Genomic DNA, 26,796 nt, shown 5'->3' with positions numbered 1-26,796 from the left:
GACGGCGACGGGCGGACGCGGCACCACGGTGCCGTCTCCGCCCGTTCCGCCTACGCGCAAGAAGGTCGCCCGGGTCACCGGTGCGGTGGGACCGCTCGGCATCGGAATCGCGACGCTCTGGCTGAGCATCATCGTGGTCCTGCCACTCGCCGCGCTCACCGTGGCCTCGTTCGGCGACGGAATCGGCGGCTTCGTGGACGCGATCACCTCGCCCGTGGCGGTGGCGTCCCTGCGCGTCACCGTCGTGGTGTCGGTGGTGGTGGCCGTGATCAACGTGATCATGGGCACGCTCATCGCATGGGTGCTGGTGCGCGACGAATTTCCCGGCAAGCGGGCCGTCAACGCGCTGATCGACCTGCCGTTCGCTCTGCCGACCATCGTGGCCAGCATCGTGCTGCTGTCGCTGTACGGCCCGGAGAGCCCGATCGGCGTCCACCTCAACGCGACGCAGCCCGGTCTGATCGTGGCACTGGCATTCGTGACATTGCCGTTCGTGGTCCGCTCGGTGCAGCCGGTGCTGATCGAGGTGGACAGGGAAGTCGAGGAGGCCGCGGCCTCACTCGGCGCGGACAACTGGACGATCTTCCGGAGCGTCGTGCTGCCCACCCTGACTCCGGCCATCATCAGCGGCGCGGGGCTCGCATTCGCCCGCGCGATCGGCGAGTACGGGTCCGTCGTCCTGATCGGCGGAAACATTCCCCGAGAGACCCAGGTCGCTTCCCAGTACATTCAACAGCAGATCGAAATCGATCGGCCGGCCGCCGCGGCGGCCGTGTCGGTGGCTCTCCTGGCCATCGCGTTCGTGACGTTGTTCGCCCTCCGGGTCTTCGCCAGCCGGGGGCAGCGTCGTGAGGAGCAGGCGGAATGAAGCTCTCTGGGTCCACCCGGATCACCCTGCGCGCAGTCGCGCTGCTCTATCTGTTCGGCCTGCTGGTGGTGCCGATCGTCATCATCCTGTTCCGCACGTTCGAGAACGGGATCGGCGCCTTCATCGAGTCGATCAGCACCCCCGCCGCGATCTCCGCACTCAACCTGTCCCTGCTGATCGTGGCCATCGTCGTCCCGGTCAACGTGGTGTTCGGGATCGTGACGGCCCTCGCGCTGGTCCGGGGCCGCTTCCCCGGCCGCGGCCTGGTGCAGGCGGTGGTCGACCTGCCGTTCGCCGTCTCACCCATCGTCGTCGGTGTGTCACTGATCCTGCTGTGGGGTGCCAACGGCTGGTTCGGCGGGCTCGAATCGCTGGGGTTCAAGGTGATCTTCGGGCTTCCCGGCATGGTCATCGCCACCCTCTTCGTGACGTTGCCGTTCGTCGTGCGGGAGGTGGAGCCCGTCCTGCACGAGATCGGCGAGGAGCAGGAACAGGCCGCCGCGACGCTCGGTGCGAGCCGCTGGCAGACGTTCTGGCTGATCACACTGCCCGCCATCCGCTGGGGCCTCACCTACGGTGTGGTCCTGACCGTCGCCCGCTCGCTGGGCGAGTTCGGTGCGGTGATCATGGTGTCCTCGGGCTTCCCCGGTGTGTCGCAGACCCTGACCCTGCTCGTGCATTCGCGCTACATCGACGACCACAACACGTTCGGTGCCTACTCCGCAGCCACCCTGCTGATGGGGATTGCGCTGATCACCCTGCTTCTGATGACCCTGCTCGACCGCAAGAGGAGCACCACATGATTACCGTGACCGGCGCCCGGAAGAACTACGGGTCCTTTGCTGCTCTCGACGACGTCACGATCGACATCCCCTCGGGTTCGCTGACCGCGCTCCTCGGGCCCAGTGGTTCGGGCAAGTCGACGCTGCTCCGATCCATCGCCGGGCTGGAGTCCCTCGACTCCGGCACCGTCGTGATCGGCGGGAACGACGTCACCGACATCTCCCCGCAGAAGCGGGACATCGGCTTCGTGTTCCAGCACTACGCGGCGTTCAAGCACATGACGGTGCGCGACAACGTCGCGTTCGGCCTGAAGATCCGCAAGCGGCCCAAGCCGGAGATCGACAAGAAGGTCAACGAGCTTCTCGAGATCGTCGGCCTCGACGGCTTCCAGCACCGTTATCCGGCGCAACTGTCCGGCGGTCAGCGTCAGCGGATGGCGCTCGCGCGGGCCCTGGCCGTGGACCCGAAGGTGCTTCTCCTCGACGAGCCGTTCGGCGCGCTCGACGCGAAGGTCCGCACGGACCTGCGCACCTGGCTGCGCCGGTTGCACGACGAGGTGCACGTGACCACCGTGCTGGTCACCCACGACCAGGAGGAGGCGCTCGACGTCGCCGACCGGATCGCGGTCCTCAACAAGGGCCGGATCGAGCAGATCGGTGAACCGGAGGACCTCTACGACCGCCCCCACAACGATTTCGTGATGTCGTTCCTCGGGTCGGTGGCCAAGCTCAACGGTCAGCTGGTCCGGCCGCACGACATCCGCCTCGGCCGCGATCCCGACCTCGCCCTCGCCCAGGAGGCAGGCACGGCCGAATCGCTCGGAGTCACCCGGGCCACCGTGGAGCGAGTGGTGCACCTGGGATTCGAGGTGCGGGTGGATCTGCGTAACGAGGCGACCGGCGAACCCTTCTCCGCGCAGGTGACTCGCGGCGACAGCGCGGCACTCGGCCTGCAGGAAGGCGAGACCGTGTACGCGCGGGCGACGCGGGCTCCCGAACTCCCGGAGGCCGAAGTTCCGGTCTCCCTGTAACTCCCCGCCGATGTAGGAGGCGACTGTGGCGACCCCGGTGAATCCCGTCCGTGACAACGTTCTGATCGTGCACTGGCACGATCTGGGCCGTCACCTCGGGTGTTACGGCGCGTCCGGGGTACGTAGTCCGAACCTCGACCGGCTCGCCGCGGAGGGTGTGCTGCTGACGGACTCGCATGCAGCGGCGCCGCTGTGCTCGCCGTCGCGTGGCGCCCTGTTCTCGGGCCGGTACCCGCACAGCAACGGGCTGATCGGCCTCGCACACCACGGCTGGCAGTACCACGACGACGTCCGCACGCTGCCGTCCCTGCTGGCGGAGGCGGGCTGGTACACGTCCCTGTTCGGGATGCAGCACGAGACCGCGTATCCCAAGCGGCTCGGCTTCCACGAGTACGACGTGACGAATTCGTACTGCGAATACGTCACCGATCGGGCGTCGCGGTGGCTGTCGCGGTTCCCTCCACAACCGTTCCTGCTGACCGCCGGCTTCTTCGAGACGCACCGCCCGTACCCGGTCGACAGGTATGTCCCCGCCGATCCCGAGGGTTTCGACGTTCCGTCGTACCTGCCCGACCGGCCGGAGGTCCGTGAGGATCTGGCCGGATTCCACGGGTCGATCGAGGTGGCCGACGCGGCCGTCGGCAGGTTGCTGCAGACGCTGGACGCCGAGGGGCTCGACGAGAGCACGTGGGTCGTGTTCCTCACCGACCACGGCGAGGCGTTCCCCGGTGCGAAGTCGACACTGTATGCGCCGGGCACCGGAATTGCGACGATCATCCGCCCACCGCGGAGGCTGCGGGCGTCGCCTCGCGTCTACGACGACCTGTTCAGCGGGGTGGATCTCGTACCCACCCTTCTCGAACTGCTCGGCGTCCCGATCCCCGCGGCCGTGGAGGGTGTCTCCCACGCCGGGCAGTTGCTGGGCCGGTCGGAGTCGACGGCACGCGACGTCCTGTTCACGGAGAAGACGTTCCACGACAGCTTCGATCCCATTCGCGCGGTGCGCACCAAGCAGTTCAGCTACATCGAGAATTACGCGCCTCGGCCCAAGCTCGAGCTTCCTCTCGACATCGAGAACAGCCTGTCCGGTGCGGCGCTGGGCACCGAGCATCTCCGGCCGCGTCCGAGCCGGGAACTCTACGACCTGGTCGCCGACCCCGGCGAACGCGACAACCTGGCCGACACCGAGGACTTCGCAGGGACGCAGGCCGAGTTGGCGCTGGAACTCGCGACGTGGCGACGGGCCACGGGCGACTCGATCCCGAGCGAGGAAGAGGGAACGGCGTACGCCCGGAAGGCCATGGAGGAATACCTCGCCACTCTCGACCGGGTGCCGGACGTGCGTTCGGCCTACAGTTCGGACCGCGGAATTCTCGACGAGCCGCGGAGCGACGTAGCCGCCACGTAGGGGCGGATGATGCGGTTCCGTGCTCGCGACCTGCGCGGCAGTGGTGCACTGGAAGTGTGAGCGTCGACTGCCCGCGGTGCACTCCGCCGAAGCTGCTGCGCGAGATGGTGCGCCGCCTCGGCTGCTCGGCGACACTCTCCGGGTCCGGCGAGGCAGCGGTGACGGGTATCAGCCAGGACTCTCGTCTCGTCCGGGCCGGCGACGTGTACGCGGCGCTGCCGGGGCGGCACCGGCACGGGATCGAGTTCGCGGTCGAGGCCGCGGCGCGCGGTGCTGTCGCGATGCTCAGCGACCGCGGGTCGGACATCCTGCCGACGATCGTGGTGGACGATCCGCGTCGTGCTCTCGGTCCGTTGGCAGCGTGGGTGTACGGCAATCCGTCCGAGGCACTCGACGTCTACGGTGTGACGGGGACGAACGGGAAGACCAGCACCGCGTACCTGCTGGACGCGGGACTGCGTGCGGCAGGTGTCGGCACCGGCATGATGACGGGGATCGCCGTCCGGGGACCGAACGGGTCACGCACCGCGACCCGGACCACGCCCGAGGCATGCGAGCTCCAGCAGACCCTCGCCGCGTTCGTCGAGCACCGGATCGGGGCCGTCGCGATGGAGGTGTCGAGCCACGGCCTCGCCCTGCACCGAATCGACGGAACGTCGTTCCGGGTGGGGGTGTTCACCAACCTCGCCCGCGACCATCTGGACTTCCACCCCGACATGGACGCGTACTTCGCGGCGAAGGCGCGATTGTTCGAACCGGGGCGCTGCGCCGCGGCAGCCGTCGGCGTCGACGACGAGTTCGGACGCCGCCTCGCCGCCACCGTCACCGTGCCCCGCGTGACGTTCTCGTCGAGGACGACCGCGGCCGACTTCTCCGCGTCCGCCGTGCACGCGGACGAGGGCGGTACGTCGTTCACCCTCCACGGCGCCGGGGCGCCGAAACCGGTGCGGCTCCGGCTGCTCGGAGTGCACCAGGTTGACAACGCACTCGCGGCGATCGCCGCCCTCGCGGTTCGCGGGGTGGACCTCGACTCCGCGGTCGCCGGGATCGAGAACCTCGACACCGTGCCCGGACGCCTGGAGGCGGTGGACGCGGGCCAGGCATTCCTCGCGTTCGTCGACTACATGCACAACACGGCCGGTCAGCGACGTCTGTTTCCGTACCTCCGCTCGCTGACGCGAGGCCGGGTCATCGCCGTCGTCGGGGCGACCGGTGAGCGCGACCCCGGCAAGCGGGTGCCGCTCGGCGCGACCGCGGCCCGTTTCGCCGACACGGTCATCGTCACCGACGAGAGTCCGTACTCCGACGACGCGCAGCGCCTGCGTGAGGACGTGGCGCGAGGTGCACGCAGTGGTGGGTACGCCGAAGTGCTCGTCGTCCCCGACCGCGCCGAGGCGATCGTCGCCGCCGTCACCCTCGCCTCGCCGGGCGACGTCGTGGTGGTCGCAGGCCGTGGGCACGACCGGGTTCAGGCGTACGGGCCGCGCCGACGTGTGTTCGACGACCGGATCGCACTCCACGAGGCACTCCAGAGGCTCGCCGCCGGCTAGACCAGTGGCATCTCGTGCCGGGCGAGTTCGGCGAGAATCCGCGCGACGAGATCGTCGAGATCGGCGCCGGTGGTGTCGAATGCGAGATCCGGGTTCTCGGGGGCCTCGTACGGGGCGTCGATCCCGGTGAGGCCGCGGAGTTCGCCTGCGCGCGCCCGGGCGTAGAGCCCCTTGGGGTCACGCCGTTCGCACTCGTCGACCGGCGTGCTCACGTGGATCTCGAGAAACGGCAGTCCCGCGGCCTCGTTGAGCGCCCGTGCGATCGCACGGTCCGAGCGCAGCGGCGACACCATCGACGCGATGGCGACCACCCCGGCGTCCGCGAACAACCGGGTGAGGTGACCGACGCGGCGGATGTTCTCGGCCCGGTCGCCGGGCGAGAACCCGAGGTCGTCCGAGATGCCGTGCCGTACGTTGTCGCCGTCCAGCAGGTACGCGGTTCGTCCGGCGTCGACGAGGGTCCGCTCGAGTGCGACCGCCACCGTCGACTTCCCGGACGCCGGCAGCCCGGTGAGCCAGATGGTGGCGCCCCGCTGCCCGGTCGCGGACCAGCGCCGATCCCGTTCCAGTGATGACGGGTGCCACTTGATGTCGTGCCGGGTCTGTTCGCCGGGCACGACTTCCCGGGCTTCGCCGACGGTTCCGGCGCCGACGGTGTCGTTGCTCTGCTCGTCGATGAGGATGAACGCGCCGGCGTCGCGATTGGTGGCGTAGGGGTCGGGGAGCACCACCGTGCTCGTCCGGAGCGTGATCCGGCCGATGTCGTTGAGGGCGAGTTCGCTGGGGGAGTCGTGTTCTTCGAGGGTTTCCGGATCGAGCCGGGTGTGCAATTCCTGAACGGTGGCGCGCACGGTGCGGGAGGTGTGCTTGAGCGCCACCCGGTCGCCTGCCCGCAGCGGTGTCTCGCTCAGCCAGCACACGGTCGCGTCGATCTCGCGGGCCGGGACGGGTGCGGTCGCGTCGGCGGCGGCGCTCACGACGAGGTCGCCGCGGGCCACGTCGAGGTCGTCCGCGAGTTCGAACGACACCGACAGCGGGGCGACCGCGACGGACCGGTTCGGATCGAGGGTGTCGAGGGCGGTGACCGTGCTGCGGGAACCCGCAGGCAGGACCACCACCTCGTCGCCGACGGACAGGGTGCCCGCGGACAGCCGGCCGGTGTAGCGGCGTCGCCGATCGTCCGTGGGACGCGCCACCCACTGGATCGGCAGTCGCAGTTCGGACGGGACCGCGGACGGTGCGGCGAGTTCCACCTCTTCGAGATACTCGAGGATCGTGGGCCCGTCGTACCAGGGTGTCGAATCCGACCGTGTGACGACGTTGTCGCCGCGGGTGGCGGACACCGGGATCACCGTGAGGTCGCGGCCGCCGAGCCGCTGCGCGAGCAGACCCAGTTCGGATTCGACTTCCTTGAACCGGGTCTCGTCGAAGTCGACGAGGTCGATCTTGTTGACCACCGCGACCAGGTGCGGCACGCCGAGCAGGTCGGCGATCCGGGCGTGGCGTCGGGTCTGCCGGAGCACCCCGGCGCGGGCGTCCACGAGCAGCACGGCGACGTGGGCGTTCGACGCACCGGTGAACATGTTGCGGGTATACCGTTCGTGCCCCGGCGTGTCCGCGAGCACGAAACTGCGGGTCGGCGTGGAGAAGAACCGGTACGCGACATCGATGGTGATGCCCTGTTCGCGTTCGGCGCGCAGCCCGTCGGACAGGGCGGCGAGGTCCGCCTCGCCGTCGGCGTTCGTCACCGCCTCGAGGTGGTCGGTGGGCAGGCTGCCCGTGTCGTGGAGGAGCCGTCCGATCAGGGTGCTCTTGCCGTCGTCGACGCTGCCCGCGGTGGCGAGCCGCAGCAGCTGACGGGGCCGGCCGGTGGTGGTCATCAGAAGTACCCCTCGCGCTTGCGGTCTTCCATCGCGGCAACGGAAGTTCTGTCGTCGGCCCGGGTCTCGCCGCGTTCGGAGACCGTGGCCGCGGCGATCTCCTCGATCACGCCGGCGACGCCGCCGGCGTCCGAGCGCACGGCGCCGGTGATCGTCAGGTCCCCGACCGTGCGGTACCGCACCCGGAGCCGTTGCACCAGTTCGTCTTCGGTGGGCAGCGTGTACTCGGACAACCCCAGCAGGATGCCGTCGCGCTCGAACACCTGCCGCTCGTGGGCGAAGTAGATCGACGGCAGCGCGAGGTTCTCCAGTTCGATGTAGCGCCAGATGTCGAGTTCGGTCCAATTGCTCAGCGGGAACACACGGACCTGCTCACCTCGGCGAATCCGCCCGTTGTACAGCGACCACGGCTCGGGCCGCTGCGAACGCGGATCCCACTGCCCGAACTCGTCGCGGAAGCTGAGCACCCGCTCCTTCGCGCGGGCGCGTTCCTCGTCGCGGCGCGCGCCGCCGAACGCGGCGTCGAAACGGTGCGCCTCCAGGGCGTCGAGCAGGGTGCGGGTCTGCAGCCGGTTCCGGGACGTGCCGGGCCCGCCCGATTCGGTGACGCGACCCCTGTCGATCGACTCCTGCACCGACGCGACGATCAGCCGGTGACCGTCCTCGGCGAGCCGGCGATCGCGGAACTCGATCACCTCGGGGAAGTTGTGCCCGGTGTCGACGTGCAGGACGGGAAACGGCAACGGGGACGGCCGGAACGCCTTCTCCGCCAGCCGCAGCAACACGATCGAGTCCTTGCCGGCCGAGAACAGCAGAACCGGCCGCTCGAGTTCGGCGACCACCTCGCGGATGATGTGCACGGCCTCCGCCTCCAGCGCACGGAGTTCGTCCACCCGTGCGGCGCTGTCCAGCGGCGCCGCGGCGCCGATGGCGGTCACAGCGGAAGTCCGTTCGCGGCGGCGTCGGACCGATACCGCAGAACCCATTCCTTGGAGCGGCCGTCGCTCTGCCGCTTCAGCGGCGGCGGGGGCGCGAGATCGGTGTCGAGGCCGAGTTCGACGAGCACCTTCGCCACCGTCGCCTGCGGCGCCGCGACGAGATCGTCGAAACCGATGTCGATGTGGTCGAGTCCCTCGACCTCGAACCAGTTGCGCCACTGCTCATCTTGATCGCGCAGAATCCGGACGAGGTGGGCGATGCCGCCCGCGTGGTACTCGGCGCCGTCGTGCGGGGCGGGTGGGGTGGCGTCGTCGCGCCACACCTGAGTCTGCACCGCCCGCCACATCGACACCGCCTGCGCGACGACGTCACGCCGGTAGACATGGATGAAGGCGAGGTCGCGGCCCAGGATGTCGTCCAGGGCGGACCGCAGGTCGTCACCGGAGCGGTCCGGAAGTCCGGCGGCGCGGTCGAGGACGAGCGGCACCTGGTTCCACATCAGCTTTCCGCCCCACACCCCGTTGGGAGTGCGACCGAGGCTGAGCAGTTGATCGCGCCACTGCTCCGCGGTGCGGGTGTCGGCGGTCCCCGGTTCGAGCGGGGCGAGCAGCGAGAGCACCGCCTCGTCGGTGACACCCTCGAACCACTGCCGCGGCTGCGGTGATCGACTGGTGGACGGCAGGTATTGGAAGAACTCCTCGGGGTTGCCGGCGACGGTCGTGGCGCGAAGAGATTCGACGAGCAGAGTGCTGCCGCTGCGCTGTGATGCGCAGACGAGATATGAGCGTGGCTCCGACATGCCGGAAACTATAAACGCGAAATTCGGTGCCGAAATCTGGAGGAAATCGAATTAGCGTGATTGAAACACTTGGCATTTTCTGCTGCGTGTGAGTCTGCGATATCAGCGCTGTGGCGTTGTGTATTTGAGCAGGTCGGAGCAGTGTTCTGACGTAGAAATTCGGTTCGCGCCGTGCCCCGGGAATGGGCCCGCGAATGGTGAATATGAATCAGGCTGATCGAAAGAGTGAAACGGACGCTTACGGTATTCAGCCTTTTCGGCAGATGAGTACCGGACACCGGGCGTGGTGGATGAGACTCTGGCTCGTCGAGCCCACGATCGACGCGGTGAACGGATTTCGCCCGTGGCTGCCGACGGCGATCAACTGCGCACCGAACGAGTATTCGAGGAGCACTTTCATCGGCCCACCACGCTCGAGGCAGCGCGTGACTTCGACATCGGGGTACTTCTCGCGCCACCCGGCGAGGCTCTCGGCGAGCCACGCCTCCTCGTGCTGGACCAGATCGGACCAGTCGGTGAAGCGACGTTCCTCCGAGTACCACGCACCGAGGGTGGAGTGCTCGGCCCAGGTGTGCACCGCGACGAGGGGAGCGCCGAAGAATGCCGCGAACTCGAACGCGTGGGCCACCGCCATGTCGCTCAGTTCGCTGCCGTCCACACCCACCACGACGGGGCGGGTTTCGCTGACCTCGTGGCCCTGGATGCCGCGCCAGACGACAACCGGACATTCGGCTCGGTTCGACACCCGCACGACATCGGAACCGGCGACCACCGATTTCATCTCACTCGTGGCCGCGGGCCCGAGAACAAGCATCCGGGCCGTCTTGGACAGTTCCACCAGCGCGTGGGCGGGCGGACCAGGGTGGGTGCTGCGCTCGACTTCCAGGTCCTGCTGCCCGTCCAGGACGATGCGCTCGGCGGCGTCGAGGAACTCATCGCCTTCGGGGTGACCGTCCGCGGAATTCGGATGCTTGGGTAACACGTGGACGAGGCGCAGCGGCTCCTCGAAGCGCCTCGCGGCGGATGCAGCCCACGCCGCCGCCTCCAGCGCGCCGTCCGATCCGTCGATGCCTGCCACGATGCCGCGTCGAATCCGTGCTGTGCTCATGGGGGTGCTCCTCACCTCCATTCCAGTTTGGTCCAGGACGGCGGCGACGCGCCAGAGGTAAATCGGTCGGCAGCCGATCCCGGCGCGATCTCGATGCGATCGACGCGGTCCGCGAGGATACTCGAGTGAACGGCGAGCGACGACAGCCAGGACGACAGCCAGAAGGAGAGCGACAGCCCACCATGAAGACGCGGACGAGCGGCTCGGGAGAGGGAAGCGAAGGTGACACTCCCTCGCAGTTGATAGATGCGCGAATCGAGGAGCTGGGTGATTGGCGGGGCGAGACGCTCGCCCGGATCCGTGCCCTCGTCACGCAGGCCGACCCCGACGTCGTCGAGGAGTGGAAGTGGCGAGGGGTGCCGGTATGGTCGCACGCCGGAATGATCTGCACCGGTGAGACGTACAAGAATGCGGTGAAGGTGACGTTCGCCCAGGGCGCTTCGCTGAACGACCCGTCAGGCCTCTTCAACTCCAGCCTCGACGGCAACACTCGGCGTGCCATCGATTTCCACGAGGGCGACACGATCGACGCCGAGGCGTTCCAGGCGCTCGTCCACGCCGCCGTGGCGCTGAACATCTCCTAGCGTACGGGCCAAGGGTTTTCGGCCGCTGCGACCCGTTTCACCTGGGGTTTCCCTGTGTTTCGGTGGCGCGGTGAACCGGAGGCACGGGTGAACCGTGTGTACTGCTGAGAGGTGGTGACCGATGCCGGATGCCCAGACCGAGCTGATGCACGCCCTGTACGAGGAGCATGCCCCCGCGGTGTGGCGGTATGCCCTGCGGCTGACCGGCGACCGCGCCCGCGCCGACGACATCGTGCAGGAGGTCCTGCTGCGAGCCTGGAAGCATCCGAACGTGCTCGACCAGTCGGAGTCGTCGGCCCGGGCGTGGTTGTTCACGGTCGCCCGGAACCTCGTGTTCGACGAGCACCGCAGCGCCCGCTCCCAGCGTGAGATCGGGATGAGCTCGACACCCGAACGCGCCGCCCCGGACAGCTCGGACGGCGCACTCGACGCCTGGATGATGGGTGATGCGCTGGCCCGGCTCAGCCCCGACCATCGTGCGGTTCTCGTGCTCGGCTACTACCGGGGAATGTCGACCCACCAGATGGCCGACGAACTCGGAATACCGGAGGGAACGGTGAAATCCCGCATGCACTACGGATTGCGGGCCCTTCGATTGGCTCTGCAGGAAATGGGGGTGACCCGATGACGTTCGACGACTTCGAGTCGCACGAGGATCCCTACGTCCGCTGGGACGCCGCATATGTGCTCGGTGCGATGTCCCCGAGCGATCGGCGCGAATACGAGGCGCACCTCGCCCACTGCGCACAGTGCTCGCAGGCCCTGTCCGAACTGGCGGGCATGCCCGGGTTGCTGGCCCTGATCACACCGGAAGAGGCGTTCGGCACGCTGCCTGGGAACGCCGCGCCCGCGGATGCGGAGACCCCCGCACCACGTGTGCTGACCCAACTGGTGGGGACGGTACAGCGGCGCCGACGGCACCGGCGAGCGGCGACGGCCCTCGCGGCGGCGGCCGCCGTGATCGCCGTCGCCGTCCCGGTGGGGGTGCTGGTGACGCAGGACCGGACCCCGGCCGCCCCGGTCACGGCCATGCCCGTCCCGGACCACACCACCGAGGCGGTGTTCACCCCCGTGGTTCCGACGACGATCACCGCGAGCGCATCCGTCGCGTCGACATCCTGGGGCACCGTCGTCTTCGTCGAGTGCTCCTACGAGGACACGTGGCCCGGCGACGGTCGCTACGGCGCCGACACCGAGGGCTACGCGCTGACCGTCACCGACCGCACTGGAATCGTCACCACACTGGCCACCTGGACCGGTGAGGCCGGCACGACGGTGCGGCCCACGGCCACCACCAGCCTGCCCGTCGACGCGATCGCGAGCATCGACGTGCGATCCGACGACGACCATGAGGTACTGCTGACCGCGGCGTTGTGAGCGAGCCGCCAGGGAGTCGGGTCGGTTTTCATACCTCCTGCACGCTCCACCGTCGTGTTTCGTTCGTCACGAACGTTTCCGGAAAAATGTTCTGCCACCGGTGAACCCGACCGGTACGTGGTTCGTGTGTATATCCAGTGGGTGACCGCAGGTCGCCCCACCCGATCCACGACACGGGGGTCTGCCGATGAATCTCACGGATCACGAGCCACGGACAACCGGTCGGAACATGCGCGTCGCCGACTACATCGTCGCGGCGCTGGCCGCAGAGGGGGTCGAACACGTCTTCGGTGTGGGAGGCGCGAACATCGAGGACCTGTACGACGCGCTGCACCGCTCCCACGACGTCGAGGGCGTCGTCGCCAAACACGAGTTCTCGGCGACGACGATGGCCGACGGGTACGCCCGGACGTCGAACCGGATCGGTGTTGTCGCGGCGACGTCGGGCGGGGGTGCGCTCAATGTGATCGCCGGTCTCGGTGAAGCATTCGCGTCGCGTGTGCCGCTTCTGGCGTTGGTCGGGCAACCGCCGACGACGCTCGAAGGGATGGGCGCATTCCAGGACACGAGTGGACTGGCGGGGTCGATCGATGCGACCCGGTTGTTCGGTGAGGTGTCCGTGTACTGCGCGCGCGTCGAGTCGCCGCTCGACCTCGAACGCCAACTAGCCGAGGCGCTGGCCGCCGCGCGACGCGGCGGGCCCGCGGTTCTCCTGTTGCCGAAGGACATTCAGCAGTCGCTCGGTGAGTTCCCGGAACCACGTCGAGCGGTCCCGACCGCACCACGCACCACCGCGGCGGAGATCGCACGGCTCGCCGAGGCCCTCCGCGACGACTACGGCCGCGTCACCGTCATCGCCGGAGACGAGGTCGCGCGAGCCGGCGCGCGAGGGGAACTCGCGGAACTCGCGCACGTGCTCGGCGCCCGGGTGGCCGTCACGCCCGACGCGAGGGACGTGCTCGATCCCGCGGCGCCCGGTCGGCTCGGGGTCACCGGCGCGATGGGGAACCCGGATGTCGTCGACGCACTGCAGGATTCCGACGTCTGCCTGCTCGTCGGCACGCGACTGCCGGTGATGGCACGCGGAGGTCTGGACGGGGCGCTCGAGAAGACGCTGGTGTACAGCGTGGGCTCGGCGAAGCCGTATCTGCATGCCCATCACGTGCCGACGCGGGATCTGCGGGCGACGCTGCGCGGGCTCGTCACCGAAATCGGGTTTGCGGCCTCGCGGGCGCCCGTCGCGCAGAGCGAGCCGACCCCGATCGACGTGCCGTCGTCCGGCACGTCGGGCCTGGGCTACACGGACGCGGTGAAGGCGCTCGCCGCGGTGATGCCAGCGGGCGCCGACGTGTTCGCCGACGCGGGAAACACGGGTGCCGCTGTGGTGCATCATCTTCCGGTTCCGAGCGGAGGCCGGTTCGTGGTGGCGCTGGGAATGGGCGGGATGGGCTACACGTTCGGCGCCGCGATCGGTTCCGCCTTCTCACGGGGCCGCCGCACGTTCGTGATCGCAGGCGACGGTGCGTTCTACGCACACGGGCTCGAGATCCACACGGCCGTCGAGTACGACGTGCCGGTCACGTTCGTCGTGTTCAACAACAACGCCCACGCGATGTGCCTGACCCGCGAGCAGGTGTACTTCGAGGGCGCATACACGTACAGCCGGTTTCGTCCCGCCCACATCGCGGCGGGAGTCGGCGCACTGTTTCCCGGCTTGCCGTCCCACACGGTCGACACGCACGCCGGCCTGGCCGACTCGCTACGCGCCACGGCCGGCTCGGCGGGGCCCGCTGTCATCGAAGTCGCCTGCGACGCCGACGAGTTGCCGCCGTTCCTGCCGTTCCTGCCCGCACGACGCCCGACCGAGAGATCCGAATCCCGAGAAGGAGCACGCAGATGACCGCTCGAGAGATCGCCCCGCTGCCCGACCTTCCCGCCGACCTGCCCGGCCTCGTCCGCATCGAGACCTCCGACCGTCAGGCGACGACACCGATCATCATGGACATGCTGAGGTCGGTGTATCCGCACGACCAGGTGTTCGGAAAGTACTGCACTGTCAACGAATACATCGACTGCCCGCCGGACGAGGTGTTCCGTTACCTCTCCCACACCCGCAGCCTCGCGGAATGGACGTACAGCCTCCGCGGATTCACCCCGGCCGGAGAACCCGGGCTGTGGCTCGCGTACGACCGCCTGGGCGACACCACCGAGATCTACACGCGCACCGTGGCACACCCGGCCGCGATGACCGTCGACTATCACTGTGCCTGGGACCAGGGCAAACACCTGTGGATGGTGTATCTGATGCGGGTGGTGGACGCGCGCACGGTCCTGGACGTCGACGGATCCGTCGTGCTGTGGACCAACTGCCACCATCCGTTCTACGACGACAATCCCTACCCCGAGACCGCTCCCGCAGACCGGGTTCCGTGGGTGGGCGACTTCTGGGACATGTTCGCCGCCGGACACCGACTGGAGATGAGCAATCTCAAGGCGATCTGCGAATACCGGTGGGCGAACGACCTGCCCGTGACCCCGACCTGGATGAGTGAGTGAGACATGGACACCGTCAGCCTGATCGACATTGCCGGCTACCTACCCGAGAACCGGGTGGAAGCGGACTATTTCGCCCAGTTCGCCGCCTCCGACCGGCTCGCCGAGAACATCATGTTCCGGGCGCCGAAATTCCGCCACCACATCGCGAGCGACGAGAACGCCGTCGACATGGCGGAACGTGCAATCGCCCCGCTGGTCGAACGGAGCGGCGCCGAACTCGTCTCCAACGTGGACATTCTCATCACTCACACCCAGCTGCCCGACGTCCCGATCCTGGGCACCGGCGGAGAACTCGCGCGCCGGATGGGGATCACCCCGGAGTGGGTGGTGGACCTGCACAACGGCGGCTGCGCGTCGTTCGTGTACATGATCAAGCTGGCACGCCGGATCATGCAGACCGGGGACGCGTCGACCGCCCTGATCGTGTCGGTGCAGAACAGCGCCGGCCAGATCTTCACGCAATCGGACGTGCGCGCGCTGGCACAGTCGGCGGTGCCGGGTGACGGCGCGGGCGCATGCCTGCTGGTGAAGTCGGAGGCCGCACCGGTGCTGGGGCTGGAGTGCCGGACCTACCCCGAGTTCGCCGGAGACATGACGGCCGCCGTCGATCCGCCCCGCAAGTACTGGGAGGCGGGCACCGGCCAACTGCACATCGGGTTCACCGAATCGAGGATCGCGAAGGTCTTCGCCCGCGGAAACCGGCTCGTCCCCGAGGTGGCGCTCGCGGTGTGCAAGCAGATCGGCATCACCCCCGTCGAGATCGACACCCTGGTCACCAACCAGCCCAACCGGCTGTTTCTCCGCAACTGGCGGGACGCACTCGAGCTTCCGGCGGAACGACACCCCGACACGTTCGACGAATGCGGGAACCTGTTCGGCGCCGCGATCCCCGTCACCCTCGACATCGAGAACCGGGCAGGCCGGATCCCCAACGGCTCGCTGGTGATGATGTCCGCGTTCGCGCACGCCGGCGACTTCGCCGGGGCCGGGGCCATTCGGTGGGGCGCAGCCCCGGCGGGGGTGTGAAATGACGACACAGACCATCGCGGGACCCGGTGTGAGATTCGATCTCGCGCTGAGCGAGAACCCGTTCGCCCCGCTGCCCTCCGTGCTCGCCGCGCTCGACGGTGTGATGCGCCGGGCGCATCGGTATCCGGAGTTTCTGCCCGACCGGCTGATCCAGGTCATCGCGGATCACGAAGGGCTCGACACCGAACAGGTGGTGGTGGGCGCCGGCGCCACCGGCGTCGCCCTGCAGGTCATGCGCTCCGTCGCCGGGCCGGGGGAGCGGATCGTGTTCACCGCGCCGACGTTCGACGGGTACCCGATCATGGCGCGCATCGCGGCACTCGACGCGGTACCGGTACCGATTCTCCCGGACGGCGGGCAGGATCTGGCCGCGATGGCGGCCGCGATCGACGACCGCACCCGGCTCGTCGTCGTCTGCCGCCCGCACAACCCCACGGGAACGCTCGTCGACCCCGCCGAACTGGCGGACTTCCTCCGTCATGTTCCGGACCGGGTGGTCGTCGTCCTCGACGAGGCCTACGTGGAGTTCGTCGACCGCCGACAGGTCCTGGACGTGCATCGCATCATCGCCGAACACCCGAACGTCGTGTTCCTGCGAACGTTCTCCAAGGCGTACGGACTGGCCGGGTTGCGTATCGGATTCGGCTTCGCGGATGCGGCACTGGCGCGGACGATTCGAACGCTGCAACTGCCGTTCGGGATGGGCAGCGCCGCCGTTCCCGCGGTCACGGCGTCGTACGCCGCCGAGCACGAGCTCCGTTCCCGGGTGGCTGCCATCGTCGCCGAGCGCGAGGAACTGTGGCGTACGGTGAGGGCGGCGGGAATTCCGGTCCCGCGCAGTCACGCCAACTTCCTGTACCTCCCCGGAGGGGACGTCGGTGACGCACTGGCCCGTGCCGGCATCCACGCGCGCACCTACCCCAATGGTGACGCGCGGATAGCGGTCGGGAACCCGGATGCCGGGCGTGCGGTGATCGACGCGCTCAGGCCGACAGTGCCCGGAACTGCTGCAGCTCCGTGTGGGTCTGCGAGTACCGGTCGAGCATGACGTCGAGCAGCCGGGGGTGCGGTCCGATGGTGGCCGCGTAGGTGATGCCGGGGCCGCAGGATTCCGCCGCACGGCTCACCCGATCGGTGAGCAGTCCCGGCGCCAGGAACCACGGCGCGATCACGATGCGCTCGGCACCGGCCTGCCGCAGCGTCGAGATCGCCTGCTGCACCGTCGGTTCCGCCGACGTCGCGAAACACGTCACCGCTCCCGACCATCGGGTGCCCGCGACGAGCGATCCGGCCAGCTCGCGAGTGCGGTCGTTCGCGGCCGGGTCGGACGAGCCGACCGCGGCGAGGACGATCCCGAGACCGGACTCACCGGCGGAACCGCCGGCCTCGCCGATGCGGTCACGGACGGCCTCGACCAGCCGCGCGTCGTGCCCGAGAACGTCGGCCTGCCGGACGTGCAGGTGCGGGTGACGGAGGCGGGCGGCGTCCAGGAGCGCAGGAAGATCGACGCGTGCGTGGAACGCGCTGCCCAGCAGCATCGGCACGATCACGGCGGAGGAATGCCCCTCGGCGGCGACCGTGTCGATCACCTGGTCCACGGACGGTGCGTTGAGGTCGAGGAAGCACAGCCGGACGTCGAGGTCCGGTCGCTTGGCCCGGAGCGCCGACACGGCAGCCGCCACCACCCGCGCACTGCGGGGGTCGCGACTGCCGTGGGCGACAGCGATCAGCGGGGTCATCGCACTAGACGCGCTCGCCGAGCTCCACCGCTGCGATGGCGTCTCCGACGAGGCCGGCCGCGAGCGTGTTGCCGCCGGCCGGATCGATCAGCAGGAAGCTGCCGGTGTGGCGGTTCACGGTGTAGTCGTCCGCCACGATCGGCTCGGCGACACGCACCGAGATCTTGCCGATCTCGTTGAGTTCCAACGACTCCGGGCTGGGCTCCGAGGTGAGCTCCTGCTCGTTGAAACGCTCGACGAGTGTGCCGACGATGGCCTGCGTGGTGCGGGTGCCGTGCTTGAGCAGCAGGCGGGCACCGGGACGCAGTGGCTTCTCGGCCAGCCAGCACACCGTCGCGTCGAACTCGCCGAGCGGCTCCGGGGCGTCGGCGGGGGAGGCGATGACGTCGCCGCGGGAGACGTCGACGTCGTCGGCCAGCACGAGAGTGACGCTGCGGCCGGCGTGGGCGCTGTCGAGTTCGCCGTCCGCGGTGTCGATGCGGGTGACCGTGGTCCGGACACCGGACGGCAGGATCACGACCTCGTCGCCCGGAGTCACCTCACCCGCGGCGACCTGCCCGGCGTACCCGCGGTAGTCCGGGAACTCCGGGGTGCGCGGACGGATCACGTACTGGACGGGGAAACGGAGACCGACCCGGTGGGGTTCGGCGTCGACGGGCACCGACTCGAGATGCTCGATGAGCGTGGGGCCGTCGTAGTACGGGGTGTTCTCCGAACGCACCGCGACGTTGTCGCCGTGCAGGGCCGACACCGGGATCTCGACGACGTCCTCGGACGCCCAGCCGAGCGAACTGGTCAGCGAGTTGAACTCCGCCGAAATGTTCGCGAACACGGTGGCCGGATCCTCGACGAGGTCGATCTTGTTGACGGCCAGCACCAGCTTGGGGACGCCGAGCAGCGCGAGAACGGCGGCGTGCTTGCGCGTCTGGGAGATGACACCCTTGCGGGCGTCGACCAGCAGGATGACCATCTGCGCGGTGGATGCACCCGACACCGTGTTCCGGGTGTACTGCACGTGCCCGGGAGTGTCGGCGAGGACGAACGAGCGGCGGGGGGTCGCGAAATACCGGTATGCCACGTCGATCGTGATGCCCTGTTCGCGCTCCGCACGCAGACCGTCGACCAGCAGGGACAGGTCGGGGGTGGACAGCCCCTTGTCGACCGACGCCCGGGTGACGGCGTCGATCTGATCGGCGAGAACCGATTTCGTGTCGTACAGCAGACGGCCGACGAGGGTCGACTTGCCGTCGTCCACACTGCCGGCGGTGGCAAGCCTCAGAAGGTCGCTCATGATCAGAAATAGCCCTCTCGCTTGCGGTCTTCCATGGCCGCTTCGGAAACTCGGTCGTCGCCACGGGTCGCGCCGCGCTCGGTCAGCCGGGACGCTGCGACCTCGGCGAGGATCGCCTCGTTGTCGCCGGCGTCGGAAAGAACTGCGCCCGTGGTGGATCCGTCGCCGACGGTGCGGTACCGCACCGACAGCGTCTGCAGGTCCTCACCCTCGGACGGTCCGCCCCACACACCGGGCGTCATCCACATGCCGTCGCGCTGGTACACCTCGCGCTGGTGCGCGTAGTAGATGCTGGCCAGTTCGACGTTGTCACGGGCGATGTACCGCCAGATGTCGAGTTCGGTGAAGTTGCTGAGCGGGAAGACGCGGACCTGCTCACCGGGGGAGTGCTTGCCGTTGTACAGGTTCCACAGTTCGGGGCGCTGCTTCTTCGGGTCCCACTGGCCGAATGCGTTGCGCAGCGAGAAGATGCGCTCCTTGGCGCGGGCGCGCTCCTCGTCGCGTCGGGCGCCACCGAAGACCGCGTCGAAACGGTTCTCGGCGATGGCGTCGAGCAGCGGAACGGTCTGGAGGGGGTTGCGGATCCCGTCGGGGCGTTCGGTGAGCCGGCCGTCGGCCAGGTAGTCCTCGACCTTCGCCACGTGCAGACGCAGGTTGTACTTGGACACGACGTGATCGCGGAAGTCGAGGACCTCCTGCAGGTTGTGTCCGGTGTCGACGTGCAGCAGCGCGAACGGCAGCGGCGCAGGCCAGAACGCCTTGATCGCCAGGTGCAGCAGCACCGTGGAGTCCTTGCCGCCGGAGAACAGGATCACCGGGCGTTCGAACTCGCCCGCGACCTCACGGAAGATGTGGATGGCTTCCGACTCGAGGGCGTCGAGCGTGTCGAACTGCGACCCGTCCAACTGCGGCCGGACTGCGGATTCGGCGAGGGAATGGGAAATGTCGATGGTCATGAGGCGTGCAACCCGCATTCTGTCTTGGCCTGACCGGCCCAGCGGCCGCTGCGCGGATCGCTGCCGGGGGCTGGCTTGCTGGTGCACGGAGCGCACCCGATGGACGGATATCCCTCGTCGACGAGCGGATTCACCAGAATCGAGTGCTCGTCGATGTAGGACTGCATGTCTTCGTCGGACCACGCGGCGATCGGGTTGATCTTCACCAGACCGAACGCGTCGTCGAACGAGATCAGGGGGGCGTTGGCGCGGGTGGGCGCCTCGACCCGCCGGATGCCGGTGACCCACGCCTTGTAGCCGGAGAGGGTCTTCTTCAGCGGGGCGACCTTCCGCAGTGCGCAGCACCGGTTGGGTTCGCGGGCGAACAGATCCTTGCCCTCCGCCGCATCCTGTTCGGCGACACTCGCCTCGGCCCGCGCGTTGATCACGTTGACGCCGTACACCTGCTCGACGGCGTCACGGGTGCCGATGGTTTCCGCGAAGTGGTATCCGGTGTCGAGGAACAGCACGTCCACACCGGGATGGACCTGGGCGGCGAGGTGGACCAGAACGCCGTCCTGCATGTTCGAGGCGACGATGTAGTCGCTTCCGAACGTGTCCTCGGTCCACTGCAGCAGTTCCTGCGCAGAGGCGCCCTCGAGACTTGCCGCGCCCTGCGCGGCAAGGAGCCGTAGGTCGTCCTGGGTGGCTGTGGCGAGATTCAACGCAAGTCTCCTTCGTCTGCGCGCACGACCCATTCCGCGAAGCGTTCACCCTCGTTGCGGTGCTTCACGAAGTGGCGGACGACGCGATCGATGTAGTCACCGAGTTCGGTGCTGGTGACCTTGTGCTGGCGAAGCTTCCGGCCGAAGGCCGAATCGAATCCGAGGCTGCCGCCGAGGTGAACCTGGAAGCCCTCCACCTGGTTGCCCTCGCCGTCGTCGACGAGCATCCCCTTGAATCCGATGTCGGCTACCTGCGAGCGGGCGCAGGAGTTCGGGCAGCCGTTGATGTTGATCGTGATCGGCACGTCGAGCTGCGCGTTGATGTCGGCGAGCCGCTGCTCGAGTTCGGGAACGAGCACCTGCGAGCGCTTCCGCGTCTCCGCGAACGAGAGCTTGCAGAACTCGATGCCCGAGCACGCCATCAGGTTCTTACGCCAGTGCGACGGACGCGCGGGCAGGCCCACCTCGTCCAGGTCGGCGATCAGCTGCTCGAGCTTGTCGTCGGCGACGTCGAGAATGATCAGCTTCTGGTACGGCGTGAAGCGGATCTTGTCGCTGCCCGCCCGCTCCGCGGCGTCCGCGACCTTGGCCAGGATTGTGCCGGACACGCGACCTGCGATGGGGGCGACGCCGACGGCGTTGAGACCGTTGCGGGTCTTCTGCACACCGACGTGGTCGATCGGCCGGGTGGGCTTCTCCGGCGCGGGGCCGTCGATGAGCTTGCGCTTCAGGTACTCGGTTTCGAGGACCTCGCGGAACCTCTCGATACCCCAGTCCTTGACCAGGAACTTCAGGCGGGCCTTGTTCCGCAGCCGGCGGTAACCGTAGTCGCGGAAGATCGACACGACGGCCTCCCACACGTCGGGAACCTCGTCGAGCGGCACCCAGACGCCGACCCGCTGCGCCAGCATCGGGTTGGTGGACAGCCCGCCGCCGACCCACAGGTCGAGGCCGGGACCGTGCTCGGGGTGGTTGACCCCGACGAACGCGACGTCGTTGATTTCGTGCACCACGTCCTGCTGACCGGAGATCGCGGTCTTGAACTTGCGTGGCAGATTCGAGTACTCGGGCTTGCCGATGTAGCGGCGGACGATCTCATCGATCGCGGGAGTGGGGTCGAGGACCTCGGTCAACGACTCACCGGCCAGCGGTGAACCCAGGACGACGCGGGGGCAGTCACCGCACGCCTCGGTGGTCTTGAGGCCGACGCTTTCGAGGCGCTTCCAGATCTCCGGGACATTCTCGACCTCGATCCAGTGGTACTGGACGTTCTCGCGGTCCGAGAGGTCGGCGGTGTCGCGCGCGAATTCGGTGGAGATACCGGCGATGGTGCGCAGCTGCTCGACGTTCAGGGCGCCGGCGTCGCAGCGGACCCGCATCATGAAGTACTTGGCTTCGAGCAGGTCGATGTTCTCGTCACCGGTGAAGGTGCCGTCGTACCCCTGCTCGCGCTGGGTGTAGAGACCCCACCAGCGCATACGGCCACGCAGGTCACCCTTGTCGATGCTGTCGAAGCCCTGCTTCGAGTAGATGTTCTCGATACGGGCCCGGACGTTGAGCGGGTTGTCGTCCTTCTTGGCCTGCTCGTTGGCATTGAGGGGCTCGCGGTAGCCGAGGGCCCACTGGCCTTCGGCGCGTCGCCGAGCCGGCTTCGCCGTGCGCGTACGCGCGGGTGCTGCGTCAACGGCAGCGGGGGAGGCGTCGGTGGTCGACGTCATGGAGCACTCCTGAATCTCAAGATGCACCGGCTGAGGCCGAGGAGGAGGGCTGATCCTCGCTCGGGGCATTCGAATCCGGCCGGAAGTCGAGAAGAATGATGAACGGGCTGACAGGCTGAATTACTGCGCGATACAGGGCAGACAACAACAGCTGCAGACACGCTTGAGATCGACGTGACGACGCGCCACAAGTCGCACTCCGGGTCCGGTCATGCCGACCATTGTGCCACGTCAGATCGCTCACGCAGAGCCGGGCACCGATTTCCACCATTTTTGCGGGAAATATCACGAGGAGGGGCCCGCGACGGCCGGGTGGACACCGGAGGTGAGCCGACCATGGAGACTGTAAGGGTGAACGGAACGAGCACTACCACGGTCGGACGCGACGAGGCGGCGGCATTCGCGCTGCCCGGGAGTGCGTTGAAGGGTGTGGGGAGCCGCCCGTTCGGGATCTATGTGCACGTGCCTTTCTGTGCCACACGCTGCGGATACTGCGATTTCAACACGTACACGGCAGGCGAGCTGGGGACGTCCGCGTCGCCGCAGTCGTGGATGGAAGGTCTGCGCCGCGAACTCGACCTCGCCGCGCAGATGACGGGCGCCCCGGCCGTGGACACGGTGTTCGTCGGCGGCGGCACGCCGTCACTCCTCGGCGGCGACGGACTGTCGGACGTTCTCGGTGCGGTCCGCTCGAGCTTCGGCCTCGCGAAGGGCGCCGAAGTGACCACCGAGTCGAACCCGGAGTCCACGTCGCCGGAGTTCTTCGAGCGGTTGCGCGCCGGCGGATTCACGCGGATCTCGCTGGGCATGCAGTCGGCGGCGCAGCACGTGCTGAAGGTGCTCGACCGCACCCACACGCCGGGACGCGCCGTGGCGGCGGCGCAGGAGGCGCGGGCCGCCGGGTTCGAGCACGTCAATCTCGACCTCATCTACGGAACGCCGGGGGAGCGCGACGAGGACCTCGACCTCTCGCTGGACGCCGTGCTGTCCGCCGGGGTGGACCACGTATCCGCCTACGCCCTGATCGTCGAGGACGGCACGGCGCTGGCGAGGAAGGTGCGCCGCGGCGAACTGCCCGCGCCCGACGACGACGTCCTGGCGTCGCGGTACGAGCGCATCGACGCGCGGCTCGCGGAAGCGGGCCTGACCTGGTACGAGGTGTCGAACTGGGCATCGGCTGACGTCGCGACGGGGGAATCACGTTGCCGGCACAACCTGGGGTACTGGGACGGCGGGGACTGGTGGGGCGCCGGGCCGGGCGCGCACAGCCACGTCGGCGGAGTCCGCTGGTGGAACGTCAAGCATCCGGCGCGCTACGCGGACCAGCTGGCGGTGGGAAGTCTGCCCGTCGGTGGGAGCGAACAGCTGACGGCGGAGGACGTCCACGTCGAGCGGGTGATGCTGACCGCGCGGCTGCGGACGGGACTGCCGGTGGCGGAGCTGGATGCCGCGGAGCAGCGCGCGGCCGAGACCGTGGTGGCCGACGGACTGCTCGTGCGCGAGGGCGAGCACCTGGTGCTGACCGACCGCGGGCGGCTCCTCGCCGACGCCGTGGTCCGGACGGTGCTGCGCTGACGCCCAGCCCTCGACCGCCCAGCCCTCGACCGCCCAGCCCTCGACCGCTCAGCCCTCGACCGCTCAGCCCTCGACCGCTCAGCCCTCGAAACCTCAGGCCGTGACGATGCCGGGCATCTCGTCGTAGTCGAAGACGCGGGCATGCAGCACCACGCGGTTCCGCAGTGCCGAGCGCACGGCCCGGTGCAGCCCGTCCTCGAGATAGAGCACCCCGTGCCACTGGACCGCGTGCGGGAACAGGTCGCCGTAGAACGTCGAGTCCTCCGACAGCAACCGGTCGAGCTCGAGAACCTTGGTCGTGGTGACGATCTCGTCGAGCCGCACCTGCCGGGGTGGGATCTTGGACCAGTCGCGCAGCGACAACCCGTGGTCCGGGTACGGCTTGCCGTCCATGACACCTTTGAAAATCATCGCCTCGTCATCCGCCCGTGGTCGTTGCCTCTGCTCGTCTCCGGTCACCACAGTAAGGCCTGAACCGGTATCGGCGGCGCGGCGATTAGACTGGACCGAGCCGAGATGCACGTGCATCTGCACGTAGCTCAGGGGATGTGGCGGCCGATCCGAACGAAGGTTCGGTGACGCCGCTGCCCGTGATGATCGAGAACTGGAGGTGGACGGCGATGTCGAGTACGGACGACAGACGGTTCGAGGTTCTCCGCGCCATCGTCGCCGACTACGTCTCGACCCAGGAGCCGGTGGGATCGAAGGCGCTGGTCGAGCGGCACAACCTGGGCGTTTCCAGTGCGACGGTCCGCAACGACATGGCGTTTCTCGAGAGCGAGGGCTACATCGCCCAGCCGCACACGAGTTCCGGTCGTGTTCCCACGGACAAGGGCTACCGGCAGTTCGTCGACCGCATCGCCGACGTGAAGCCGCTGTCGACGGCGGAGCGGCGCGCGATCCTCGATTTCCTCGAATCCGGCGTCGACCTGGACGACGTCCTCCGGCGTGGTGTGCGCCTGCTCGCGCAACTCACACGCCAGGTCGCGGTTGTGCAATATCCCACACTCTCGGCGTCGTCGGTCCGGCACCTCGAGGTTGTCGCGCTGACGCCTGCCCGCCTGCTGCTCGTGCTCATCACCGATTCGGGCCGAGTGGATCAGCGCATCGTCGAACTCGGCGACGTGCTGGACGACGAGGATCTGGCACGGCTGCGCGGGTTGCTCGGCGGCGCCCTCGACGGCAAGCGGCTGGCGGCGGCGTCCATCGCGGTATCGGAGCTGGCCGACGAGGCCCCGGAGGATCTGCGCGATGCCGTGATCCGTTCGGCGACCGTGCTGGTGGAGACGCTCGTCGAGCACCCCGAGGAGCGGCTGGTCCTCGGCGGCACCGCGAATCTGACCCGCAACGCCGCCGACTTCTCGGGAATCAGCGGATTCCCCGGTTCGCTGCGGGCGGTCCTCGAGGCGCTGGAGGAGCAGGTGGTGGTGCTCAAGCTGTTGGCCGCCACGCAGGACGCGGGCACCGTGACGGTGCGGATCGGTGAGGAAACCCAGGTGGAGCAGATGCGCGGCACCTCCGTCATCTCGACCGGTTACGGTGCGGCAGGCACCGTGCTCGGTGGAATGGGCGTCCTCGGACCCACCCGAATGGACTATCCGGGAACAATTGCGTCGGTGGCAGCCGTTGCGAGATACATCGGCCAGGTGCTCGCCGAGCGGTGACGGCCGGCCCCGGCGACAGCGCCACCGTGAACGAGCACACGTACCGGTAGCGAGATAACGAAGTAGAGAAGGACGAGAGACTCAACGTGGCACGGGATTACTACGCAACGCTCGGCGTCGATCAGAAGGCGACCGATCAGGAGCTCAAGCGCGCGTACCGCAAGCTTGCGAGGGAACTGCATCCCGACGTGAACCCCGACGAGGCGGCGCAGGCCCGGTTCCGGGACATCTCGACGGCCTACGAGGTGCTGTCCGATCCGGAGAAGCGTCGCATCGTCGACCTCGGCGGCGACCCCCTCTCCTCGGGTGGCGGCGGAGGTGGAGCCGGCTTCGGCGGCGGTTTCGGTGGCGGCCTCGGCGACGTGTTCGAAGCGTTCTTCGGCGGCGGAGGCGGTGCGGGCCGCGGGCCCCGCGGCCGCGTCCAGCCGGGCGCCGATTCACTCCTGCGCACCAGGCTGACGCTGGCGGAGTGCGCGACCGGCGTGAGCAAGCAGGTCACCGTCGAGACGGCGATCCTGTGCGACAGCTGCACCGGTGCGGGCACCAACGGCGATTCCAAGCCGGTGCGCTGCGAGACCTGTGGCGGCGCCGGCGAGGTCCAGTCGGTGCAGCGTTCGTTCCTCGGCCAGGTCATGACGTCGCGGCCGTGCCCCACCTGCCGCGGCGCCGGCGAGACGATCCCCGACCCCTGCCACAAGTGTGGCGGCGACGGCCGGGTCCGCGCCCGCCGCGACATCACGGTGAAGGTGCCCGCAGGCGTCGCAGGCGGAATGCGGATCCGGCTCGCCGCGCAGGGCGAGGTCGGCCCCGGTGGCGGACCTGCAGGCGACCTGTACGTCGAGGTGGTCGAGCAGGCGCACGAGGTGTTCGTGCGCGACGGCGAAGACCTGCACTGCACGATCCGGGTTCCGATGATCGACGCCGCCCTCGGCACGACCGTGACGATCGACACGATCATCGACGGGCCCAAGGAGATCACCATCGAGCCGGGGACCCAGCCGGGATCGGTGACGGTCCTGCGCGGGCACGGCATGCCGAAGCTGCGTTCCGGTATCCGCGGCGACGTGCACGCCCACCTCGAGGTCGTGGTTCCGTCGCGACTGGACCACAAGGAGACGAAGCTTCTCCGCGAACTCAAGGACCTGCGCGACCGCGACGTCGCCGAGGTCGTCTCCACCCAGTCGCAGCACAGCGGCGGATTGTTCTCACGCCTGCGCGAAGCGTTCAGCGGTCGCTGA

Annotated in this window: 26 protein-coding genes; 15 read left to right on the top strand and 11 right to left on the bottom strand. The window is 68.5% G+C overall.

Annotated elements, in window-relative coordinates:
* Positions 1–28: 28 nt before the first annotated feature.
* From cysT to ACNJ7E_RS41510, 5 genes are read left to right on the top strand one after another with little or no spacing between them, the layout of a single operon-like run.
* Positions 29–868: a sulfate ABC transporter permease subunit CysT gene (gene cysT, locus ACNJ7E_RS41530; RefSeq protein WP_280782465.1), complete on the top strand. Its 840-nt coding sequence runs from the start codon at positions 29–31 to the stop codon at positions 866–868.
* A complete protein-coding gene (gene cysW / locus ACNJ7E_RS41525) occupies positions 865–1,671 on the top strand; it encodes a sulfate ABC transporter permease subunit CysW (protein WP_009473976.1) in 807 nt (268 codons plus the stop codon). Before cysT ends, cysW begins: the two co-directional genes overlap by 4 nt.
* Positions 1,668–2,681, top strand: a complete 1,014-nt coding sequence (locus ACNJ7E_RS41520) for a sulfate/molybdate ABC transporter ATP-binding protein (RefSeq protein ID WP_009473975.1) — start codon at positions 1,668–1,670, stop codon at positions 2,679–2,681. The genes cysW and ACNJ7E_RS41520 overlap by 4 nt, the downstream gene beginning before the upstream one ends.
* A 25-nt stretch (positions 2,682–2,706) precedes the next feature.
* Positions 2,707–4,089 carry a sulfatase family protein gene (locus ACNJ7E_RS41515; protein WP_418342535.1) on the top strand — a complete coding sequence of 461 codons (1,383 nt, stop codon included), beginning with the start codon at positions 2,707–2,709 and terminating at the stop codon, positions 4,087–4,089.
* Positions 4,090–4,145: 56 nt separating this feature from the next.
* Positions 4,146–5,639, top strand: coding sequence for a UDP-N-acetylmuramoyl-L-alanyl-D-glutamate--2,6-diaminopimelate ligase (locus tag ACNJ7E_RS41510; RefSeq protein WP_418342534.1), 1,494 nt, complete (start codon positions 4,146–4,148; stop codon positions 5,637–5,639).
* On the opposite strand, the gene cysC is transcribed toward ACNJ7E_RS41510, so the two are convergent.
* The 4 genes from cysC to ACNJ7E_RS41490 form a co-directional block, all read right to left on the bottom strand.
* Positions 5,636–7,519 carry an adenylyl-sulfate kinase gene (cysC, locus tag ACNJ7E_RS41505; protein ID WP_280782424.1) on the bottom strand — a complete coding sequence of 628 codons (1,884 nt, stop codon included), beginning with the start codon at positions 7,517–7,519 and terminating at the stop codon, positions 5,636–5,638. The two genes, ACNJ7E_RS41510 and cysC, sit on opposite strands and share 4 nt — an antisense overlap.
* Positions 7,519–8,457, bottom strand: a complete 939-nt coding sequence (gene cysD, locus ACNJ7E_RS41500) for a sulfate adenylyltransferase subunit CysD (RefSeq protein WP_418342533.1) — start codon at positions 8,455–8,457, stop codon at positions 7,519–7,521. Before cysD (ACNJ7E_RS41500) ends, cysC begins: the two co-directional genes overlap by 1 nt.
* Complete coding sequence (gene stf0 / locus ACNJ7E_RS41495; protein ID WP_283333639.1) at positions 8,454–9,257, bottom strand: trehalose 2-sulfotransferase; 804 nt, start codon at positions 9,255–9,257, stop codon at positions 8,454–8,456. Before stf0 ends, cysD (ACNJ7E_RS41500) begins: the two co-directional genes overlap by 4 nt.
* A gap of 247 nt (positions 9,258–9,504) precedes the next feature.
* Entirely contained in the window at positions 9,505–10,365 is an 861-nt protein-coding gene (locus ACNJ7E_RS41490; RefSeq protein WP_280782427.1) for a universal stress protein, read from the bottom strand.
* A gap of 182 nt (positions 10,366–10,547) precedes the next feature.
* Between ACNJ7E_RS41490 and ACNJ7E_RS41485 the strand changes: the two genes are divergently transcribed.
* The 7 genes from ACNJ7E_RS41485 (at position 10,548) to ACNJ7E_RS41455 (ending at position 16,959) form a co-directional block, all read left to right on the top strand.
* Complete coding sequence (locus ACNJ7E_RS41485; protein ID WP_418342532.1) at positions 10,548–10,949, top strand: DUF1801 domain-containing protein; 402 nt, start codon at positions 10,548–10,550, stop codon at positions 10,947–10,949.
* A 121-nt stretch (positions 10,950–11,070) separates the two neighbouring features.
* On the top strand, positions 11,071–11,577 hold the full coding sequence (locus ACNJ7E_RS41480; RefSeq protein WP_280782429.1) for a sigma-70 family RNA polymerase sigma factor: 507 nt from the start codon (positions 11,071–11,073) through the stop codon (positions 11,575–11,577).
* Positions 11,574–12,326, top strand: coding sequence for an anti-sigma factor family protein (locus ACNJ7E_RS41475; RefSeq protein WP_280782430.1), 753 nt, complete (start codon positions 11,574–11,576; stop codon positions 12,324–12,326). The genes ACNJ7E_RS41480 and ACNJ7E_RS41475 overlap by 4 nt, the downstream gene beginning before the upstream one ends.
* A 187-nt stretch (positions 12,327–12,513) precedes the next feature.
* Entirely contained in the window at positions 12,514–14,226 is a 1,713-nt protein-coding gene (locus ACNJ7E_RS41470; protein WP_280782431.1) for a thiamine pyrophosphate-binding protein, read from the top strand.
* Complete coding sequence (locus ACNJ7E_RS41465) at positions 14,223–14,882, top strand: SRPBCC family protein (RefSeq protein ID WP_280782432.1); 660 nt, start codon at positions 14,223–14,225, stop codon at positions 14,880–14,882. The genes ACNJ7E_RS41470 and ACNJ7E_RS41465 overlap by 4 nt, the downstream gene beginning before the upstream one ends.
* A gap of 3 nt (positions 14,883–14,885) precedes the next feature.
* Complete coding sequence (locus tag ACNJ7E_RS41460) at positions 14,886–15,908, top strand: 3-oxoacyl-ACP synthase III family protein (RefSeq protein ID WP_280782433.1); 1,023 nt, start codon at positions 14,886–14,888, stop codon at positions 15,906–15,908.
* Between the two features lies 1 nt (position 15,909).
* The gene (locus ACNJ7E_RS41455) at positions 15,910–16,959 is read left to right on the top strand and encodes an aminotransferase class I/II-fold pyridoxal phosphate-dependent enzyme (protein WP_418342531.1); all 1,050 of its coding nucleotides are present in this window, start codon (positions 15,910–15,912) and stop codon (positions 16,957–16,959) included.
* Here ACNJ7E_RS41455 and ACNJ7E_RS41450 read toward each other — a convergent pair.
* The 6 genes from ACNJ7E_RS41450 to ACNJ7E_RS41425 form a co-directional block, all read right to left on the bottom strand.
* Positions 16,895–17,650 (bottom strand): sirohydrochlorin chelatase, encoded by a 756-nt coding sequence (locus ACNJ7E_RS41450; RefSeq protein ID WP_418342530.1) that lies wholly within the window; start codon positions 17,648–17,650, stop codon positions 16,895–16,897. The genes ACNJ7E_RS41455 and ACNJ7E_RS41450 overlap by 65 nt on opposite strands.
* 4 nt (positions 17,651–17,654) lie before the next feature.
* A complete protein-coding gene (locus ACNJ7E_RS41445) occupies positions 17,655–18,941 on the bottom strand; it encodes a sulfate adenylyltransferase subunit 1 (RefSeq protein ID WP_280782436.1) in 1,287 nt (428 codons plus the stop codon).
* A gap of 2 nt (positions 18,942–18,943) precedes the next feature.
* Positions 18,944–19,897: a sulfate adenylyltransferase subunit CysD gene (gene cysD, locus ACNJ7E_RS41440; protein WP_280782437.1), complete on the bottom strand. Its 954-nt coding sequence runs from the start codon at positions 19,895–19,897 to the stop codon at positions 18,944–18,946.
* Entirely contained in the window at positions 19,894–20,634 is a 741-nt protein-coding gene (locus ACNJ7E_RS41435; protein WP_283333647.1) for a phosphoadenylyl-sulfate reductase, read from the bottom strand. The genes cysD (ACNJ7E_RS41440) and ACNJ7E_RS41435 overlap by 4 nt, the downstream gene beginning before the upstream one ends.
* Complete coding sequence (locus ACNJ7E_RS41430) at positions 20,598–22,319, bottom strand: nitrite/sulfite reductase (RefSeq protein WP_418342529.1); 1,722 nt, start codon at positions 22,317–22,319, stop codon at positions 20,598–20,600. Before ACNJ7E_RS41430 ends, ACNJ7E_RS41435 begins: the two co-directional genes overlap by 37 nt.
* A 120-nt stretch (positions 22,320–22,439) precedes the next feature.
* Positions 22,440–22,532, bottom strand: coding sequence for an Ms4527A family Cys-rich leader peptide (locus tag ACNJ7E_RS41425; RefSeq protein WP_368681498.1), 93 nt, complete (start codon positions 22,530–22,532; stop codon positions 22,440–22,442).
* A gap of 138 nt (positions 22,533–22,670) precedes the next feature.
* Between ACNJ7E_RS41425 and hemW the strand changes: the two genes are divergently transcribed.
* Positions 22,671–23,894, top strand: coding sequence for a radical SAM family heme chaperone HemW (hemW, locus tag ACNJ7E_RS41420; RefSeq protein ID WP_418342528.1), 1,224 nt, complete (start codon positions 22,671–22,673; stop codon positions 23,892–23,894).
* Between the two features lie 93 nt (positions 23,895–23,987).
* On the opposite strand, the gene ACNJ7E_RS41415 is transcribed toward hemW, so the two are convergent.
* On the bottom strand, positions 23,988–24,305 hold the full coding sequence (locus tag ACNJ7E_RS41415; protein WP_005261240.1) for a type II toxin-antitoxin system VapB family antitoxin: 318 nt from the start codon (positions 24,303–24,305) through the stop codon (positions 23,988–23,990).
* 209 nt (positions 24,306–24,514) lie between these two features.
* Between ACNJ7E_RS41415 and hrcA the strand changes: the two genes are divergently transcribed.
* Together hrcA and dnaJ are read left to right on the top strand one after the other, a co-directional pair.
* Positions 24,515–25,558: a heat-inducible transcriptional repressor HrcA gene (hrcA, locus tag ACNJ7E_RS41410; RefSeq protein ID WP_105415156.1), complete on the top strand. Its 1,044-nt coding sequence runs from the start codon at positions 24,515–24,517 to the stop codon at positions 25,556–25,558.
* Between the two features lie 86 nt (positions 25,559–25,644).
* On the top strand, positions 25,645–26,796 hold the full coding sequence (gene dnaJ / locus ACNJ7E_RS41405; protein ID WP_005247937.1) for a molecular chaperone DnaJ: 1,152 nt from the start codon (positions 25,645–25,647) through the stop codon (positions 26,794–26,796).

It is taken from the genome of Rhodococcus mengyinensis, from assembly GCF_048381435.1.
GTDB lineage: Bacteria > Actinomycetota > Actinomycetes > Mycobacteriales > Mycobacteriaceae > Rhodococcus_F > Rhodococcus_F opacus_D.
The sequence above is the reverse complement of the archived record's forward strand: the minus strand, read 5'-3'. Positions and strand labels throughout refer to the sequence as shown.